The sequence below is a fragment of the Mycobacterium sp. 236(2023) genome (genome assembly GCF_029623955.1).
In the GTDB taxonomy this organism is placed as follows: Bacteria; Actinomycetota; Actinomycetes; order Mycobacteriales; family Mycobacteriaceae; genus Mycobacterium.
The window spans coordinates 340,751-356,901 of sequence record NZ_JARSBP010000005.1 but is presented as its reverse complement, the minus strand read 5'-3'; the positions used below and the strand labels follow the sequence as shown (position 1 = coordinate 356,901).

At 67.9% G+C, this 16,151-nt stretch carries 15 protein-coding genes; 9 read left to right on the top strand and 6 right to left on the bottom strand.

Annotation, left to right across the window (positions count from 1 at the left end; translation table 11 throughout):
* Nucleotides 1-111 precede the first annotated feature (111 nt).
* Complete coding sequence (locus tag P9A17_RS22540; RefSeq protein WP_278040958.1) at nucleotides 112-2,262, top strand: FUSC family protein; 2,151 nt, start codon at nucleotides 112-114, stop codon at nucleotides 2,260-2,262.
* A gap of 4 nt (nucleotides 2,263-2,266) precedes the next feature.
* On the opposite strand, the gene P9A17_RS22535 is transcribed toward P9A17_RS22540, so the two are convergent.
* The 3 genes from P9A17_RS22535 to ptsP are packed head-to-tail and all read right to left on the bottom strand — an operon-like array spanning nucleotide 2,267 to nucleotide 5,639.
* Nucleotides 2,267-3,241 (bottom strand): pirin family protein, encoded by a 975-nt coding sequence (locus P9A17_RS22535; protein ID WP_278040957.1) that lies wholly within the window; start codon nucleotides 3,239-3,241, stop codon nucleotides 2,267-2,269.
* 27 nt (nucleotides 3,242-3,268) lie between these two features.
* On the bottom strand, nucleotides 3,269-3,889 hold the full coding sequence (locus P9A17_RS22530) for a class I SAM-dependent methyltransferase (protein ID WP_278040956.1): 621 nt from the start codon (nucleotides 3,887-3,889) through the stop codon (nucleotides 3,269-3,271).
* Nucleotides 3,890-3,893: 4 nt separating this feature from the next.
* Complete coding sequence (gene ptsP / locus P9A17_RS22525; protein ID WP_278040955.1) at nucleotides 3,894-5,639, bottom strand: phosphoenolpyruvate--protein phosphotransferase; 1,746 nt, start codon at nucleotides 5,637-5,639, stop codon at nucleotides 3,894-3,896.
* Nucleotides 5,640-5,690: 51 nt separating this feature from the next.
* On the opposite strand from ptsP, the gene P9A17_RS22520 reads away from it, so the two are divergent.
* The 5 genes from P9A17_RS22520 to P9A17_RS22500 all read left to right on the top strand — a co-directional run bounded on the left by P9A17_RS22520 (nucleotide 5,691) and on the right by P9A17_RS22500 (nucleotide 11,325).
* Complete coding sequence (locus P9A17_RS22520; protein WP_278040954.1) at nucleotides 5,691-6,470, top strand: DeoR/GlpR family DNA-binding transcription regulator; 780 nt, start codon at nucleotides 5,691-5,693, stop codon at nucleotides 6,468-6,470.
* Nucleotides 6,467-7,444, top strand: coding sequence for a 1-phosphofructokinase (pfkB, locus tag P9A17_RS22515; RefSeq protein ID WP_278040953.1), 978 nt, complete (start codon nucleotides 6,467-6,469; stop codon nucleotides 7,442-7,444). The genes P9A17_RS22520 and pfkB overlap by 4 nt, the downstream gene beginning before the upstream one ends.
* 20 nt (nucleotides 7,445-7,464) lie before the next feature.
* Entirely contained in the window at nucleotides 7,465-9,441 is a 1,977-nt protein-coding gene (locus tag P9A17_RS22510; protein WP_278040952.1) for a fructose-specific PTS transporter subunit EIIC, read from the top strand.
* Nucleotides 9,442-9,472: 31 nt separating this feature from the next.
* Nucleotides 9,473-9,730: an HPr family phosphocarrier protein gene (locus tag P9A17_RS22505; RefSeq protein ID WP_278040951.1), complete on the top strand. Its 258-nt coding sequence runs from the start codon at nucleotides 9,473-9,475 to the stop codon at nucleotides 9,728-9,730.
* 395 nt (nucleotides 9,731-10,125) lie between these two features.
* The gene (locus P9A17_RS22500; RefSeq protein ID WP_278040950.1) at nucleotides 10,126-11,325 is read left to right on the top strand and encodes a MinD/ParA family protein; all 1,200 of its coding nucleotides are present in this window, start codon (nucleotides 10,126-10,128) and stop codon (nucleotides 11,323-11,325) included.
* Nucleotides 11,326-11,328: 3 nt separating this feature from the next.
* Here P9A17_RS22500 and P9A17_RS22495 read toward each other — a convergent pair whose 3' ends face one another.
* Nucleotides 11,329-12,069 (bottom strand): helix-turn-helix transcriptional regulator, encoded by a 741-nt coding sequence (locus P9A17_RS22495; protein WP_278040949.1) that lies wholly within the window; start codon nucleotides 12,067-12,069, stop codon nucleotides 11,329-11,331.
* Nucleotides 12,070-12,381: 312 nt separating this feature from the next.
* Between P9A17_RS22495 and P9A17_RS22490 the strand changes: the two genes are divergently transcribed.
* Nucleotides 12,382-12,675, top strand: coding sequence for a WhiB family transcriptional regulator (locus P9A17_RS22490; RefSeq protein WP_278040948.1), 294 nt, complete (start codon nucleotides 12,382-12,384; stop codon nucleotides 12,673-12,675).
* 170 nt (nucleotides 12,676-12,845) lie between these two features.
* Here P9A17_RS22490 and P9A17_RS22485 read toward each other — a convergent pair whose 3' ends face one another.
* Entirely contained in the window at nucleotides 12,846-14,396 is a 1,551-nt protein-coding gene (locus P9A17_RS22485; RefSeq protein WP_278040947.1) for a carboxyl transferase domain-containing protein, read from the bottom strand.
* Nucleotides 14,389-14,658 carry a DivIVA domain-containing protein gene (locus P9A17_RS22480; protein WP_278040946.1) on the bottom strand — a complete coding sequence of 90 codons (270 nt, stop codon included), beginning with the start codon at nucleotides 14,656-14,658 and terminating at the stop codon, nucleotides 14,389-14,391. Before P9A17_RS22480 ends, P9A17_RS22485 begins: the two co-directional genes overlap by 8 nt.
* Before the next feature lie 83 nt (nucleotides 14,659-14,741).
* Here P9A17_RS22480 and P9A17_RS22475 point away from each other — a divergent pair, with 83 nt between their 5' ends.
* Both P9A17_RS22475 and P9A17_RS22470 read left to right on the top strand, forming a co-directional pair.
* Nucleotides 14,742-15,185 (top strand): EVE domain-containing protein, encoded by a 444-nt coding sequence (locus P9A17_RS22475; RefSeq protein WP_278040945.1) that lies wholly within the window; start codon nucleotides 14,742-14,744, stop codon nucleotides 15,183-15,185.
* Nucleotides 15,182-16,147: a pirin family protein gene (locus tag P9A17_RS22470; protein ID WP_278040944.1), complete on the top strand. Its 966-nt coding sequence runs from the start codon at nucleotides 15,182-15,184 to the stop codon at nucleotides 16,145-16,147. Before P9A17_RS22475 ends, P9A17_RS22470 begins: the two co-directional genes overlap by 4 nt.
* Nucleotides 16,148-16,151 lie beyond the last annotated feature (4 nt).

Sequence of the window (16,151 nt, the reverse complement as noted above, 5' to 3'; positions counted from 1 at the left end):
TCGCACATCGGATCAACGCAGGTGTCCGACTTTGCGGCAGCAAATAATGACAGAACTCTTACTCGCGGGCGTCCGACGTCAGGAAATCCGCGTCGAACTCTCGTGGCGCTGATGTCGGAACGACTGGACGAGCTGCGGCACCGCATCGCGCGGCGCCTCGCGCAGCGCGATCCCGACAACGATGCCCTCCGCCGAGCCCTGCGTGCGGCGATGGTGGTCCCGCTGGCCGGCGCACTGGCGTTCACCCTGGCCGGCGACAATCCGCAGACACCGTTGTTCACCATCTTCGGTTCGGTGGCGCTGCTGGTGTTCTCCGACTTTCCGGGGAACCGACAGAACCGCGCTGTCGCGTATTCGTGGCTGGGCGCCAACGGTTTCGTGCTCATCACCCTCGGCACCCTGGTCGCGCCGCATCCCTTGCCGGCAGTCGCGGCGATGTTCGCCCTCGGCGTCGCCGTTACGTTCTCCGGAGTCCTCAGCGAGACCATCGCCGCAGGCCGACGCGCAACACTGGTGCTGTTCGTGCTGCCCGCATGCACAGCTCCCGCACCCATCGGAGACCGCCTGCTGGGTTGGACGATCGCCCTCGCCGTCTGCGTTCCGGCCGCATTGTTCGTGCTGCCGCCGCGCCATCACGGCCAGCTGCGCACCCGGGCTGCGCGCGCCTGCAAGAACCTGGCCGACCGCCTGGACGGGACGGCGACCACCGACGATGTCAGCAGGGCGATGGACTCCCTGCGACAGACGTTCCTGGAGGCCGACTTCCGGCCGGTCGGCTTGACGGCGGGCAGCCGCGCTCTCGTCCGCGTCGTCGACGACCTGGAGTGGGTTGCGGACAGGACGGGGCCGCAGGCCGGAGTCACGTTGCGCGACAAGGATGCGGTGGCGCGTGTGTTGCGCTGCGCGGCCAAGGTCCTGCGCATATCGCGCCGCGACGAACGCGAGCTGGCGAGAGCGGACCTTGAGGCAGCGCTGATTGTTCTGCGCACGACGGCCCGCGGGCGCTGGCGCGAGGATCTCGACGAGATCCTCAGCGCTCCCGACGATGACCAGGCGGTCTCGCTGGGGCGTGATCTGTTGCGGCGACGCACGATTGCGGCCACGGTCGCTGCCACCGGCCGGATCATCGCCGCCGCGGCAGCGGCCGACGCTCGCCCGGTGTGGGCACGCGCGCTGGGACTGCGACTGCCTCCGACAGGGGCTTCCGATCGGCTTCTCCCGGAAACCGTTGCTGCGGCCCAGATTACGTCCGGGTTCCTGGAGAACCGTGCGGTGGCGGTTCGCAACAGCCTGCGTACCGGCCTTGGACTCGCGCTCGCCGTCGCGGTCACGCACGTCTTCCCGATCGAGCACGGTTTCTGGGTGGTGCTCGGCGCGCTGTCGGTGCTGCGCAGCAGCGCATTGACCACAGGCACCCGGGTGTGGCGCGCCGTATTCGGCACGGGAATCGGATTTCTGCTCGGAGCCGTGCTGATCTATCTGGTCGGCGTGGACCCGGTGGTGTTGTGGATGCTGATGCCGCTGGTGGTGTTCGGGTCGGCGTATGTGCCGGAGATCGCCTCGTTCACCGCCGCACAGGCCGCGTTCACGATGATGGTCCTGATCTTCTTCAACCTCATCGCGCCGACCGGTTGGCAGGTCGGCCTGATCCGGGTCGAGGACGTCTTCGTCGGCGCCCTCGTCGGTGTGGCCGTCTCGTTGTTGTTGTGGCCGCGGGGCGCGACCGCCTCGGTGACGCACCAGATCGACTCGGCGCGCAAAATCTTCGCCCGGTATCTGCGGGCTTCGGTGCTGCGCATCACCAGAGGTGCGACCGAAGAGCGCAACGATGAGGTCGCGACGCTGAGCCACGATGCACTGTCAGCGTCCCGAGTGGTCGATGACGCTGTGCGGCACTATCTTTCAGAGAGTAGCGGTGAAACCGATTTTCGGGCGCCGGTGGTGCGGTCCTTCAACCGCGCAATTCGGCTGCGCGCAGTCGCCGACCTGATCGCCGACATCCCCACACCGCCACCGTTGGGTTCCTACCCGAACGTCCGCGCGGTGCTGGAATCGCATGTCGACGTCATCTGCGGGCGGGTGGCCGGTGACCGGGACGCCATCGTGGACTGGGTTCCGATCAGTGACGACTTCGTGCGGGCGCTGCGATCGGAAGTCGGTGATGACACTCTGGGAATCTCGGCTGCGTTGCCGTTGCTGACGGCGGCCGCTGCGATCGGTGAGCTGGAGCTGATCTACCCCTTGACACCCGCGGCGGCCTGACCGGTCAGCTCAGCGGGCGGTGGGGCATCAGCGCATTCGGCGGGATGGATCCGAACTTGCCTGCGTTGAAGTCGTCCATCGCCTGAATGAGCTCGGACTTCGAGTTCATGACGAACGGGCCGTACTGGAACACGGGTTCGCGGATCGGCTTACCACCGAGCAGCAGGACTTCGAGCGCGGGACGGTTCGAATCCTGGCTTGCCGCGGCGGAGAGCTTGATGCGGTCGCCAGGGCCGAGCACTGCGAGTTGACCCTGCTGGATCGGATGCCCGACAGGCCCCACCGATCCGCGACCGGACAACACGTAGACGAGTGCGTTGAAGTCCCGGTTCCACGGCAGGTCCAACTGGGCACCCGGTTGGACTGTGGTGTGTGCCAACGTGATCGGGGTGTGCGTCGCGCCGGGTCCGCCGCGACCATCGATCTCGCCGGCGATCACGCGCACCAGCGCACCACCGTCGTCGGAGGACAACAGCGTGACGGCGCTGCCCTCGATCGCCTGGTAGTTGGGGTCGGCGAACTTGTCCTTCTTCGGGAGGTTGACCCACAACTGAACACCGTGGAACGTGCCGCCGCTTTCGACGAGCTCGGCCGGCGGGGTCTCGATGTGCAGGATTCCCGAGCCTGCGGTCATCCACTGGGTGGCACCGTCGGTGATGAGGCCGCCACCGCCATGCGAATCCTGGTGTGCGAACCGGCCATCGATCATGTACGTCACGGTTTCGAAGCCGCGGTGCGGGTGCCAGTCGGTGCCGCGGGGCTCTCCCGGCTGGTACTCGATCTCGCCCATCTGGTCCATGTGGACGAACGGGTCGAGGTCACGGGCGTTGACTCCGGCGAAGGCACGGACGACGGGAAATCCTTCGCCTTCATAGCCGCGAGGACCGGTCGTGACCGATCGCACCGGGCGTTCGGTGTCCGTAGGAGCGGGCCCCGAGATGCGGGGCAAGGTCAGAGTATCGGCTGTGACTGCGGGCATACCCACCCTAACCGGACCACGGTCCGATTAATTCCCGGGCTTGAGGAATCGCCACTGCGCCGTCAACCATCCGCGAGAGTCGGGCAATCTGTCACGCACGGCACCGACGACCCCGGGCCACAGACGGTCGTCGTAGTCATCCCCGGACAGCCAGCCACCCGGCATGACCTTCGGCTCCCACGCCTCGATGTCGGCCGCCACGCTGTCGTAGTCATGCCTGGCGTCGAGATGCACCCACGCCAGCGAGCCGTCGGCGAAGAACTCGGCCGCCTTTGGCGAGGGGCTGATCAGGATGTCCACGTCGTCGGCGAATCCGCACGCGATCACATTGCGGTGCAACAGGCCCGCGATGGTGCCGCCGCCATGCGCGACCGCAGGGCCGTGCGCGTCGACACCGGCCTGGCCCTCTTGCCCGCTGCCACGGCATGTGTCGACGCCGACCACCGTGTACTGACGACCAGAACCCCGGACCACGTCGGCCAACGAGCACAGGCTGCGCCCGAGATAGACGCCGACCTCCACGAAGATGCTCCCTTCGGGGAACGTCGAGACCGCTTCTTCCTGACCTTCTCGCCAATGGAACCAGCCGGGGATCTGCGTCCAGTCGGTCACCTCGTCGGCGAAGGCGTCCTGCGATGGATGGCTCACGGGTTCAGCCGAGCACGGCCAGCGCTGCGGCGCGGGCTTCGGCGGCACTCGCGGTGCCCAGCACGGCATCTGCCGCGTCTCGGCACTGCTGCAGCGTGACCTGCGCGAGCTTGGCGCCGACGCCCTGCACGGCAGCAGCGGCGGCCGACAACGACGTGACACCGAAACCGGTGAGGACGCATGCCAGCAGCGGGTCCGCGGCGGCCTCACCACACACCCCGACCGGTTTGCCTACGGCGGCACCGGCTTTCACTGTCATCGCCACGAGCGCCAGCACCGCGGGCTGCCACGGATCGGTCAGCGTGGCGAGGTCGGCCGACATCCGGTCGGCCGCCATCGTGTACTGCGCCAGGTCGTTGGTCCCGATCGACAGAAACTCGACATGCTCGAGAATGCGGTCGGCGAGCAGAGCAGCGGCCGGCACCTCGATCATCACGCCGGGCGTCAACCCGTGCGACCGCGCCTTGTCCGCGAAGTTCTTCGCTTCCTCCGCGGTCGCGATCATCGGCGCCATCACCCACGGTGGATTGCCGGTGCGCTCGGCGGCGGCGGCGATGGCCTCGAGTTGGTGGTCCAGGAGTCCCGGATTGTTGGTCGCGATACGGATCCCGCGCACGCCGAGAGCCGGGTTGGCCTCGTCGGGGTGGCCCGCGAACTTCAGCGGCTTGTCCGAGCCCGCGTCCAATGTGCGGACGACGACCTTGTTGCCGGCGAAGGCCTCGAGTACCTCCGCGTAGATGGTCGCCTGTTCGTCGACGGTGGGCTCCGTGTCGGTGTTGAGGAAGCACAGCTCGGTGCGGAACAACCCGACACCCTCGGCCGGTGTCTGGCGTGCAGCGCGCGCGGCGGCGCCGTCCTGAACGTTGGCCAGGACCGCGACGGCATGACCGTCGGCCGTCGCGCCGGGGCCGGACCACTTCGCGGCAGCTTCCGCGACGCGCTTGGCCTCGGCGACCGCCTCACGCGCTGGCCCCTCGTCCGGAGAGACAGTGACGGTGCCGCGCGTTCCGTCGACGAGAACCATGGTGCCTGCCGGGATGTCGTCGAGGCCCGCGACGGCGACGATGCACGGAATGCCGAGCTGGCGGGCGATGATCGCGGTGTGGCTGGTCGGGCCTCCGAGGGTGGTGGCCAGGGCGACGATGAGCGTCGGGTCCAGCCCGGCGGTGTCGGCAGGCGCAAGGTCTTCGGCGCACAGCACCGACGGTTCGTCAGGGACCGGCACCCCCGGCTCCGGCAGGCCCTTCAGCTCGGCCACGACCCGGTTGCGGATATCGCGCAGGTCGGTGACGCGTTCGGCCATCAAGCCACCCAGCTTCGTGAACATCTCGACGAACTGCTCGATCGCGGCGTTGACCGCGCCCACCGCCGGCGTGCCGTCCTTGATGCGCTTCTCCGCGGCGCCGAGCCACCCCCGATCCTGGGCCAGCGTCGCCGTCGCGGCGAGTACCTCGGAGGCAGACCCGGTGGCATGGGCCGCACGTTCGCGCAGTCGCTCCGCCACCGCGGACGCCGCTGCGGTGAACCGCTCACCTTCAGCCGCCCGGTCTGCCTCGTCGACATCTTCCCCGACGTCGGTGTCGGCGTCGGGCAGCCTGCCCGGGCGGATGACGGGCGCGTACTGAACTCCGGCCACAACGGGAACACCGTGCAGAACCGAGTGTGAAGTGAGCGGGGACGTGGCAGTCATGTGAACTAGGTTACAAGAAACCATTGACAAGTCAACACATTCAGGAGTAAAACCAAACATATCAACATGGAATCGTCCTCATACCCACACAAACCCTCGGCTCGGAGTCCTATGTACCCGGAAGAACGGCAGCAGGCGATCGCCTCGCTGGTGATGACGAGGGGGCGTGCATCGGTGACCGAACTAGCGCAGGCCTACGACGTCACCACCGAGACCGTTCGCCGCGATCTCGCGGTCCTGGACAAAGCCGGCATCGTGCGCCGGGTGCACGGCGGGGCGGTTCCGGTGCGGGCTCTGCACCTGGTCGAGCAGGGAGTCGGCGAGCGCGACGTGACGCGTGCCGAGCACAAGGACGCGATCGCCGCCGCGGCTGCGGAGTTCTTCCCGCTCAGCGGCGCGAGCGTGCTTCTCGACGCGGGCACCACGACCATGCGGATCGCCGCGCAGCTTCCGACGGACCGCGAACTGGTCGTCGTGACCAATTCGGTTCCGATCGCCGCACGGCTGGCGACGATGCCGACGGTCTCCCTGCAGCTGCTCGGTGGCCGCGTCCGCGGAGTCACCCAGGCCGCGGTCGGCGAACAGGCACTGCGCACTCTCGACACGCTTCGGGTCGACATCGCCTTCATCGGCACGAACGCGATCAGCGTGCGCCACGGCCTCTCCACGCCCGACAGCGAGGAGGCCGCCGTCAAGCGGGCCATGGTTCGAGCAGCCAATTACGTTGTCGTGGCTGCAGATTCGTCGAAGATCGGGCGTGAGGACTTCGTCAGCTTCGCTCCGATCTCCAGCGTCGACACCCTAATCACCGATCCCGAGATCTCCGCCGCCGACAGCACCGAACTGAGCGAACGCGGCGTCGAGGTCATCTGCGCAGGAGGCCAACCGTGATCGTCACCGTCACCCCGAACCCGAGCATCGACCGCACCGTGACGCTGCCGTCCCCGCTGACCCGGGGCGCCGTGCACCGCGTCACCTCCGTCACCAACCAGGCGGGCGGGAAAGGCGTCAACGTCGCGAAAGTGCTGACCATGGCCGGCGTCGACGCGCTGGCCGTGCTGCCTGCCGGCGGCAACGATCCCCTGATCACCGCACTGCAGGCCGCGGCCGTCCCGTACCAGATCGTCGCCACCGGCGAACCCGCCCGCACCAATCTGACGATCACCGAGCAGGACGGCACGACCACCAAGATCAACGAACCCGGTGCGACGATCGACGGGGCGACGCTGACCGCCCTCACCGACGTCGTGATCCGCGCCGCCGCGGGTGCCGACTGGGTGGTGATGTCAGGTTCGTTGCCGCCGGGCATTCCGGCCTCGTGGTACGGCGACGTCGTCGCAGACCTCGCCGCGCAGCAGTGCAAGGTCGCCGTCGACACGTCCGATGCGCCACTGGCCGCTCTCATCGATTCGCTGCAGCGCGGGGCGCCGGACCTCATCAAGCCCAACGCAGAAGAACTGGCCGGAGTGCTCGGCCTCTCGCCGCACACCCTCGAAGACGCGGTGGCCCAGGGCGATCCGGAACCTGTCGTCGCTGCGGCTCGTCAGCTGATCGACCGCGGAATCGGCGCCGTGCTCGCCACACTCGGTGCCGCAGGCGCCGTGCTGGTCGACCGGAACGGCGCCTGGATGGCGACACCACCACCGATCACACCCCGCAGCACCGTCGGTGCCGGCGACTCGTCGCTCGCGGGGTATGTACGCGCCGAGGTCGGTGGCGCCGTTCCCCCGCAACGGCTCCAGATGGCCGTCGCGTATGGCAGCGCAGCAGCGGCCCTACCCGGGACGACGCTACCCACGCCCGCCGAGATCGACCTGAATGCGGTTCAGGTTTCGCCGATCTCACCCATTCCCGCCACGCATTAGCACCACAGGAAGGCCGTCCCATGACAAGCTCGACCACCCCGATCATCACCCCCGATCTGGTGCTCCTCGACGCAGCCGTCGACGGTGACAAACAAGCCGTCATCGCCCGCCTGGCCGAATCCCTTGCCGCAGCGGGTCGCACCAACGACGCGCAGGGCCTCATCGGCGCCGCAATGGCGCGTGAGGCGCAGTCGGCGACGGGCCTGCCCGGCGGAATCGCGATCCCGCACTGCCGTTCCCCGTATGTCGACACCCCGACGATCGGGTTCGCCCGGCTCAAGCCGGCCGTCGACTTCGGCGCACCCGACGGGCCCGCCGACCTCGCTTTCCTCATCGCCGCGCCGGACTCCGGCGGGCAAGAGCACATGAAGCTGTTGTCCAGCCTCGCAAGAGCGCTGGTGCGTAAGGATTTCGTGGAGTCCCTTCGCAACGCGGGTTCGACCGACGAAGTGGTCGAGCTCGTCGAAGGCGTCGTCAATCCGGCGCCGGCCGCACCGCCCGCCGCGGCTCCGGTCGAGAAGCCCGCCGCCAAGACCCTTGTTGCCATCACCGCCTGCCCGACCGGCATCGCACACACCTACATGGCGGCAGACGCATTGGCCTTGGCGGCCAAAGAGGCCGGGGTCACGCTGGTCGTCGAGACGCAGGGATCCTCAGGCAGCACACCGCTTCCGTCCGACACGATCGCCAAGGCCGACGCCGTCATCTTCGCCACCGATGTCGGGGTCAAGGACAAGGGCCGCTTCGCCGGCAAACCCGTCATCGCCTCCGGGGTCAAGCGCGCCATCAACGAGCCCGCCAAGATGATTGCCGAAGCCGTTGCTGCAGCGGACAATCCGAATTCGGCCAAGGTGGAAGGCTCGGGCGCAGCCGCGCCAGATGCACCGTCGGGTAATGTCGGTTGGGGTACCCGCACCCGGCAGATCCTGCTGACGGGCGTGAGCTACATGATCCCGTTCGTCGCGGCGGGCGGTCTGCTGATCGCACTGGGCTTCCTGTTCGGCGGTTACGAGATCGCCGACACCGGCAACGACATCGCACTGAACTACTCGCTGACCAACCTTCCCGACGGCGGGTTCCTGCAGTACCTCGGCGCGATCCTGTTCACCCTCGGCGGACTCGCGTTCGGCTTCCTGGTGCCCGCACTGGCCGGCTACATATCGTTCGCAATCGCCGACAGGCCCGGTATCGCACCAGGATTCACCGCAGGCGCGCTGGCAGTCTTCATCGGCGGTGGCTTCATCGGCGGCATCGTAGGTGGCGTCCTGGCCGGCTTCGTTGCCCTGTGGATCAGCAATATCAAAGTGCCCCAATGGCTTCGCGGCCTGATGCCCGTCGTCATCGTGCCGCTCGGCGCCTCGCTCGCCGTCGGCCTCGTGATGTTCTTCCTCGTCGGCCGTCCGCTGGCCAACATCAACACGGGGCTCACGAACTGGCTCAGCGGATTGTCCGGGACCTCAGCGATTCTCCTCGGCGTCATTCTCGGCCTGATGATGTGCTTCGACCTCGGCGGCCCAGTCAACAAGGCGGCCTACGCCTTTGCGACCGCCGGCCTCGCCGCGAACACGACCGCGTCGTTCGAGATCATGGCCGCCGTGATGGCAGCGGGCATGGTTCCGCCGCTGGCGATGGCGCTGGCCACCACCGTCCGGCCCGGCCTGTTCAGCGCACCGGAGAGGGAAAACGGCCGGGCAGCGTGGCTTCTCGGAGCGTCGTTCATCTCCGAAGGCGCGATCCCGTTCGCCGCGGCCGACCCGCTGCGCGTCATCCCGTCGATGATGTTCGGCGGTGCCATCACCGGCGCGCTGTGCATGGCATTCAGCGCGGGTTCACGCGCCCCGCACGGTGGCATCTTCGTGCTCTTCGCGATCGACAACAAGCTCGGCTTCGTCATTGCGATCGTCGCAGGCACCATCGCCTCCGCGTTGGCCGTCATCGCCGCCAAACAATTCACCAAGTCCGGCGCCAAGTCCGAATCCGAACTCGTCGCCGCCTGATCGTCCCATCCACAACCAACAAGGAGAATCCATGCCCAGCAAGACCGTCATCGTCGGCTCGGCCATCGGCCTGCACGCCCGGCCCGCCGCGATCATCGCTGAGGCCGTCGTCGAGGCCGGCGTTCCCGTCACGCTCTCTGTCGACGGAGGCGAACCCGTTGACGCCGGATCGGCGCTGATGATCATGACCCTCGGGGCGGGCAACGGGGCGCAGGTGACCGTCGCCTCCGACGACGAGGCCGCGCTCGCCAAGATCGCCGAACTGGTGCAGAAGGACCTCGACGCCTGACGTCGCGTCACGCCGGTGACGGGTCCGCAAGAAAGCGGAACGACCCCTCCTGAGACACCCTTAGGCTTCCAACGGGAGCGTACCAGCGCAAATGGTGTGCTGATGACACCAATTCATCACTCCGACGTCGTACCCGGCGCAGGTCTCGCAGATCTCATAGCAATCTTCTTTGCCTGCTCTAAGTGCTTTATCAGCAACACGGCAAATTGCAGCCGACTCCTGAGACCGGTCTGGTGGCGGGCCGCGGTGCCCGCAGGCTGCACCATCACACAGTGCCGACCCGGGATTCAGAGACCTGCCCACTGTCCGTGACGTGCCATTTGCTGGGTTTCTCGTGCCGTTAGCCTGGCTGGGAATGCATCGCATCGCACGACGAGGACACGAAGAGGAGGAGCGTGGTGACCGACCGCGACCAGGCCATGCGGGACTCCGAGCCCGTGACCGAGCAGGCCCCAGTCCTTCCCCCGCCACCGCCTTACCCAGCGGGAGCGCCGGAGCCCTCTCGACCCGGCGGGATGTTCCGGCAGCCGGCTCCGCCCCCGCAAGGATGGGCCGCGCCGACGCGGCCCGTCCCGCTGCACCCTCGACCGACCCAGCCCGCCGCGAGCCCGCCGCCCTGGCCGGCTCCACCCCAGCATCCGGCCCCGACGTCGTACGCCGAGCGCATTCGACCCGACCAATTGGTCCCGACCCGCAAGGTCATCCCCGGTCACGGCTGGCGTCTGGCTCTCTACAAGGCCACCTTCGGGCTCGTGAACCTCGGCCCGTCCGCCGAGGAACGCCAACTGGCCGAGCTCGAGGCGATCGTCCGTGGGCCCCTGCGCGGGCGCTTCAAGATCGGCGTCATGGGCAAGGGCGGCGTCGGTAAGACCACCGTCTCCGCGTGTGTCGGATCGCTGCTCGCCGAACTGCGCCAAGACGACCGCGTCGTCGCGATCGACGCCGACACCGCGTTCGGCAAGCTCGGCAGCCGCGTCGATCCGAAGGCGCAGGGGTCATTCTGGGAGCTTGCAGGCGACCGGCACCTGGAGACATTCGCCGATGTCCGTAATCGGCTGGGCCACAACGCTGCCGGCCTGTTCGTTCTCGCCGGCGAGTCGACGCCGGCCCGGCGTCGGGTGCTCGATCCGGCGATCTACCGCGAAGCCGCCACCCGCCTGGACAAGCACTTCACGATCGTCGTCGCCGACTGCAGTTCCACGATGGACTCGCCGGTCACCCAGGAGGTCCTGCGCGATCTGGACGCGCTCGTCGTCGTGTCTTCACCCTGGGTGGACGGCGCCGCAGCAGCCGGACAGACCCTCGACTGGCTCGCCGCCCGCGGGATGACGACACTGCTGCAGCGCACCGTCGTCGTTCTCAACGACTCCGACGGCCACGCCGATAAGCGCACCAAAAGCGTTCTGGCACAGCAGTTCTCCGGTCAGGGTCAACATGTGATCGAGGTGCCGTTCGACGGGAGCCTGCGCCCGGGCGGAGTCATCGACGGAACTGCGCAGATGTCACGTGGCGCGCGCCGCAAGCTCGTCGAACTATGCGCCGCGTTGACGGGATTCCACACCGGCTACGACGAACGTTCGCGCGACTGGCGCTGACGGTCACGCGATCTGTTCGACCAGTGACTCGATAGCCCTGACGTCGGCCACCGAAACCGGTTCGCCCGCTTCGGCCCGCTGAATTGCCTGCTCGGAAACGCCCGCCGCCTGCGCCGTTTCGACGACCGTGAGGTTCGCGCCACGTCGTGCGGCATACAACCTCTGCCCCAGCGTGGCGTGCGGGGCGGCGGCGGCACGCATCATCAGGTCGTCGTAGAGGCGGCGCACCGTGCTGAGCGCTTTGATGAGCGCGGGGGTGACACGGCCGATGCGCGCAGCGCGGGAGGCGACGGCTTCGAGCTGCCGTAGGTCCGCAAGGATCGCCGTCATCCGGGGCATGAACGCCGGATCGTCGGCGGGGGGCAGAGCCGACACCGTCGAGCCGAACGCGCCGACAGCGGTGATCACCGCCTGGGCTATCAGCGAGACCTCGTCGTTGCTTGCCGCGACCGGAGGCGCCGCGGCGGGTGGGCTCGGTCGGATCGGTTCGCCCCTGCGTAGCCGGGCGATGGTGCCGGGCGGCCATTGGAGGATCTCCTCGAGCCGCGCCCTGGTCCGCTCGCGTGGCCAGCTGCGCCCCTTTTCGAAGGCGATGAGGGCGCCGGCGTTGATGATTCCCTCGGCGGCCAGACTCCGCTGGCTGATGTCGAGTTCGCGGCGGCGGGCCGCTGCTGCGGCGCCTGCTCGGAGCATGCCGGCGTCCGGTGCCCCGGTCGACTCGTCGACCGGTTCAGCGTTCGTCATCTACCGGAATCCCTCATGCATGCGATGTGGCCAGCCACGCTCGTCGCTCCGCGGCATGTCAAAACTACCTCACTTTCGTGGTCTATACCGTAACAACGCGATGGAAATTTTTACAGTTTTCGTCACGCCACCGACAAACTGAAGCACCGTATAAGCCCCAGGCAGAGGCGGTTTTACTGCGCCAAGCGTTGCACATATTGACGCCCAGGACAGTGCGACTGCAGCACAAACTGTTGCACTGCTACGGTTTGTTGGTTACGTTTGGCCAATCGCGGCGATCGCGCCGCCACCAAGGGCTGAAGGAGTACACCGATGAACACACAGTCATGGGATGAGACGCCGGTCGGCGAGTGCACCCGCGACCCGGAACGGTGGACCACCACCGCCGACGACGAGGCCAAGGCGATCTGCCGGTCCTGCCCCCGCCGTTGGCTGTGCGCGAGAGAGGCCTATGAATCGCCCCGCGCAGAGGGCCTGTGGGCCGGGATCTACGTCCCCGAGGCGGGTCGCGGTCGGACCTTCGCCCTACGCCAGCTCAAGTCGCTCGCCGAACAGAACGGCTACCCCGTCGGTGAGCGCCGGGTGTACTACGCCGACATCGCCTGACACCGAGCCGTCCGCCGCCGGCCGGGGGGTCGGCGGCGGACGCGCCCCGGAATAGGCCGACGCGCGGAGCGGTTACACAACTCGACGGTGCCGGGCATGCCCCGGGCCCCAACCCACAGTCGCCACGAGCGACCACTCGCCGAGAGGCGCAGGCGGCACCGTCCCCACACTCACCAGGTGTCGATGAACCGGCCCCCCACGGGGGCCGGTTTTTTCGTGGCCGCCAAAGTCGATGCGATCACCGCCCGGGTTTCCGCGGGGTCGATGACGTCGTCGATCTCGAACAGCATCGCCGCGTTGAGGGCCTTGGCGTTCTCCTGCGCGGCAGCGGTCGCCAGACGTACCCGTTCTTCCCGCTCCTGCTCATCGGCGATCGCGTCCAGTTCCTTGCGCATGCCGAGACGAACGGCCCCTTCGAGCCCCATCGGCCCGAGATGAGCTCCGGGCCAGGCGACCGTCAGGACCGGCTCGTGCAGGCTGCCGCCCGCCATCGCCTGAGCTCCGAGTCCATAGCCGCGCCGCAAGATCACCGCGATCAGCGGAACGCGAAGTGCCGCTCCTGCCAACAACATTCGTGATGCCCGCCGCACCAGCGAGTCTGCTTCGGCGGCCGGGCCCACCATGTATCCGGGGCAGTCGATCAGCGACACGACGGGCAGCCCGAACGCGTCGCACAGCTGAAGGAACCGCGCAGCCTTGTCGGAGGCCGCCGCCGTGATGGCGCCCGCGGTGAAGCGCGTGTCGTTGGCGATGACGCCGACCGCGCGCCCCTCGATCCGCGCGAGCGCGGTCACCATCTCCCGGGCGAAGCGCGGGCGCAGGAACGTCACCGAACCTTCGTCGGCGAGGGTTTGGACGACGGGCGCGACGTCGTAGGCGCGACGCGCACGGTCGGGAACCGCGGTGCGCAGCACCGTCTGGTCCGGCGCTTCCCAGACGCCTGTCGACCCCTGGAAGTACCCGAGAAGTCTCTTTGTCACCGCGACCGCCTCGGCTTCGTCGGCGACGACGACGTCGACGTTGCCGTTGGGCTCCTGCGTCGACATCGGACCGACAGCGTCGGGAGGCACGTCACCGAGGCCGCCACCGGCGATCATGGCGGGGCCACCCATGCCCAGCGACGCATCCTCGGTCGCGACGATGAGGTCGGAAGCGCCTGCGATGACCGCGTTTCCGGCGAAACAGCGTCCTTTGACGACCGCGATGCGGGGCACCAGCCCGGACAGTTTCGCCCACAGCGCGAACGCGCGGGTGTCCAGCGACGACACGGCGGGATAGTCGGTGTCGCCGGGCCTGCCGCCACCGCCCTCGGCGAAGAACACCGTCGGCAATCGCATCCGCTCGATCAGCTCGAACAGTCGATCCTTCTTGCGATGGCCGAGCCCTCCCTGAGTGCCCGCGAGGACGGTGTAGTCGTAGGACAGCACGGCACAGGCGGCGTCCTCGAACAGCTCCCCGTTGATGCGCGCGGTTCCCGCGATGAGCCCGTCGGCGGGGGTGCGGGCGATCAAGTCCTCGACGTCACGCCGTGCGCGCTGCGGCGCGACGGCGAAACGTCCGTACTCGACGAAGGAGCCCCGGTCGACGAGGTCGTCGAGATTCTCACGAGCGGTGCGGCCACCGGCGTCATGCCTGCGGGTGACGGCATCGGGCCGTGCGGCATCCTCGGTCAGCGCCCGGCGGCGGCGCAGCTCGGCAAGATCCTCGCGATCCTCAGGCATCGAGTTCGGCGATGGCCGTGGCGATTTCGTCCAGCAGAGCATCCACCTGGCTCTCGTCGTACCCGCGCTTGCCGAACGGTGGCTTGTTGAAACGGACACTGCGGACGTCGTCGGCGCTCAGATGACCCCGACCGTCGAGGCGACGCGCGCACAGGGCGACGAAGTCGGCGACCGCTTTCTCGTTGTATCCGCGTTTACCCAGCGGTGGTTTCTCGAAAGTGAAGGTCCGCAGATACTCCGCCGTCACGGCGCCGTCGCTCATGGCGACAGACTAGTGCGCGAGTTATCCACAGGGCCGCGCGTTCGCACCTGTGGATTGTCGGAACGCGGGCATAGCGTGCGGTCATGACGAACTGGATCAACACAGTCAGCCGCGATCACGTCGAGCGCGGCGTTCGCGGCCGCTTCACACAGGCCAATCACGGCAAGCCGCACATGCTGCGCAAGATGGAACGCGGCGACTGGCTTGTCTTCTACTCGCCCAAAACGGTGTATCCCGATGGCGCACCGCTGCAAGCGTTCACGGCGATCGGCCGCGTCGTCGACGACGAGCCGTATCAGGCGGACGGGTCGCCGGACTTCCAGCCGTGGCGGCGCAACGTCGACTTCCTCGACTGCGCAGAGACCCCGATCCGCCCCCTGCTCGACGACCTCGACTTCATCGAGGACAAGGCGCGCTGGGGATACAAGTTCCGGTTCGGGGTCTTCAAGATCTCCGACGCCGACCTCGAGATCATTCGCTCTGCCATGGCCCCTTCGGTGAATGGGGAGTCTACTGTGGATCCGTGAGCAACACCGACGCCGCGCCCGCCGAAGTTGACTGTGCTGCTTCGGGATTCGAAGGTGTGCTTCATCCCCGGGATGTGCCGCTGGGCGGCCCGCGGGCGATCCGGGTGCGGCGCACACTGCCGCAACGGGAACGTTCCCTGATCGGCGCCTGGTGTTTCGCCGACCACTACGGGCCCCATGACGTCCGCGACGGCACCGGCATGGACGTGCCACCGCACCCGCACACCGGTTTGCAGACGGTGAGCTGGTTGTTCAGTGGTGAGATCGAGCATCGCGACAGCGGCGGGGTACATGCCTTCGTACGGCCGGGCGAGCTGAACCTGATGACGGCGGGTGCGGGCATCTGCCACTCCGAGGTCTCGACCGACTCGGCGGCGGTGCTTCACGGAGTGCAGCTGTGGGTGGCCCTGCCGGATTCCGACCGCGACACCCGTCGCGACTTCGCCCACTACGTGCCGACACCGCGGACCGTCGGCGGAGGCACCACCCGGGTGTTCCTCGGCGAACTCGACGGTGACCGCTCACCGGTGCACACCTTCACACCGTTGCTCGGCGCGCAGGTCGATCTCGACCCCGGCGCCGAGGTCACGCTCGATGTCGACGCCTCCTTCGAGCACGGGGTCCTCGTCGACCGCGGCGATGTCGAAGCCTGCGGATCTGCGCTCGACGTAGCCGATCTCGCGTATCAGGGCACCGGACACAGCGGACTGCACCTGGCCAACCGCGGGGACGGTCCGGCCCGGCTGGTGCTGCTCGGTGGCACGCCATTCGGCGAAGAGCTGGTGATGTGGTGGAACTTCGTGGGCCGCAGCCACGACGACATCGTGGGATACCGCGAGCAGTGGAAGCAGGAGCACGAGCGCTTCGGTGCCGTCACCGGCTACCAGGGCGCAACCCGACGGCTACCCGCACCGCCACTTCCGAACGCCACGCTGCGTCCCCGGCCCAACCCAGGCGTATAGATAA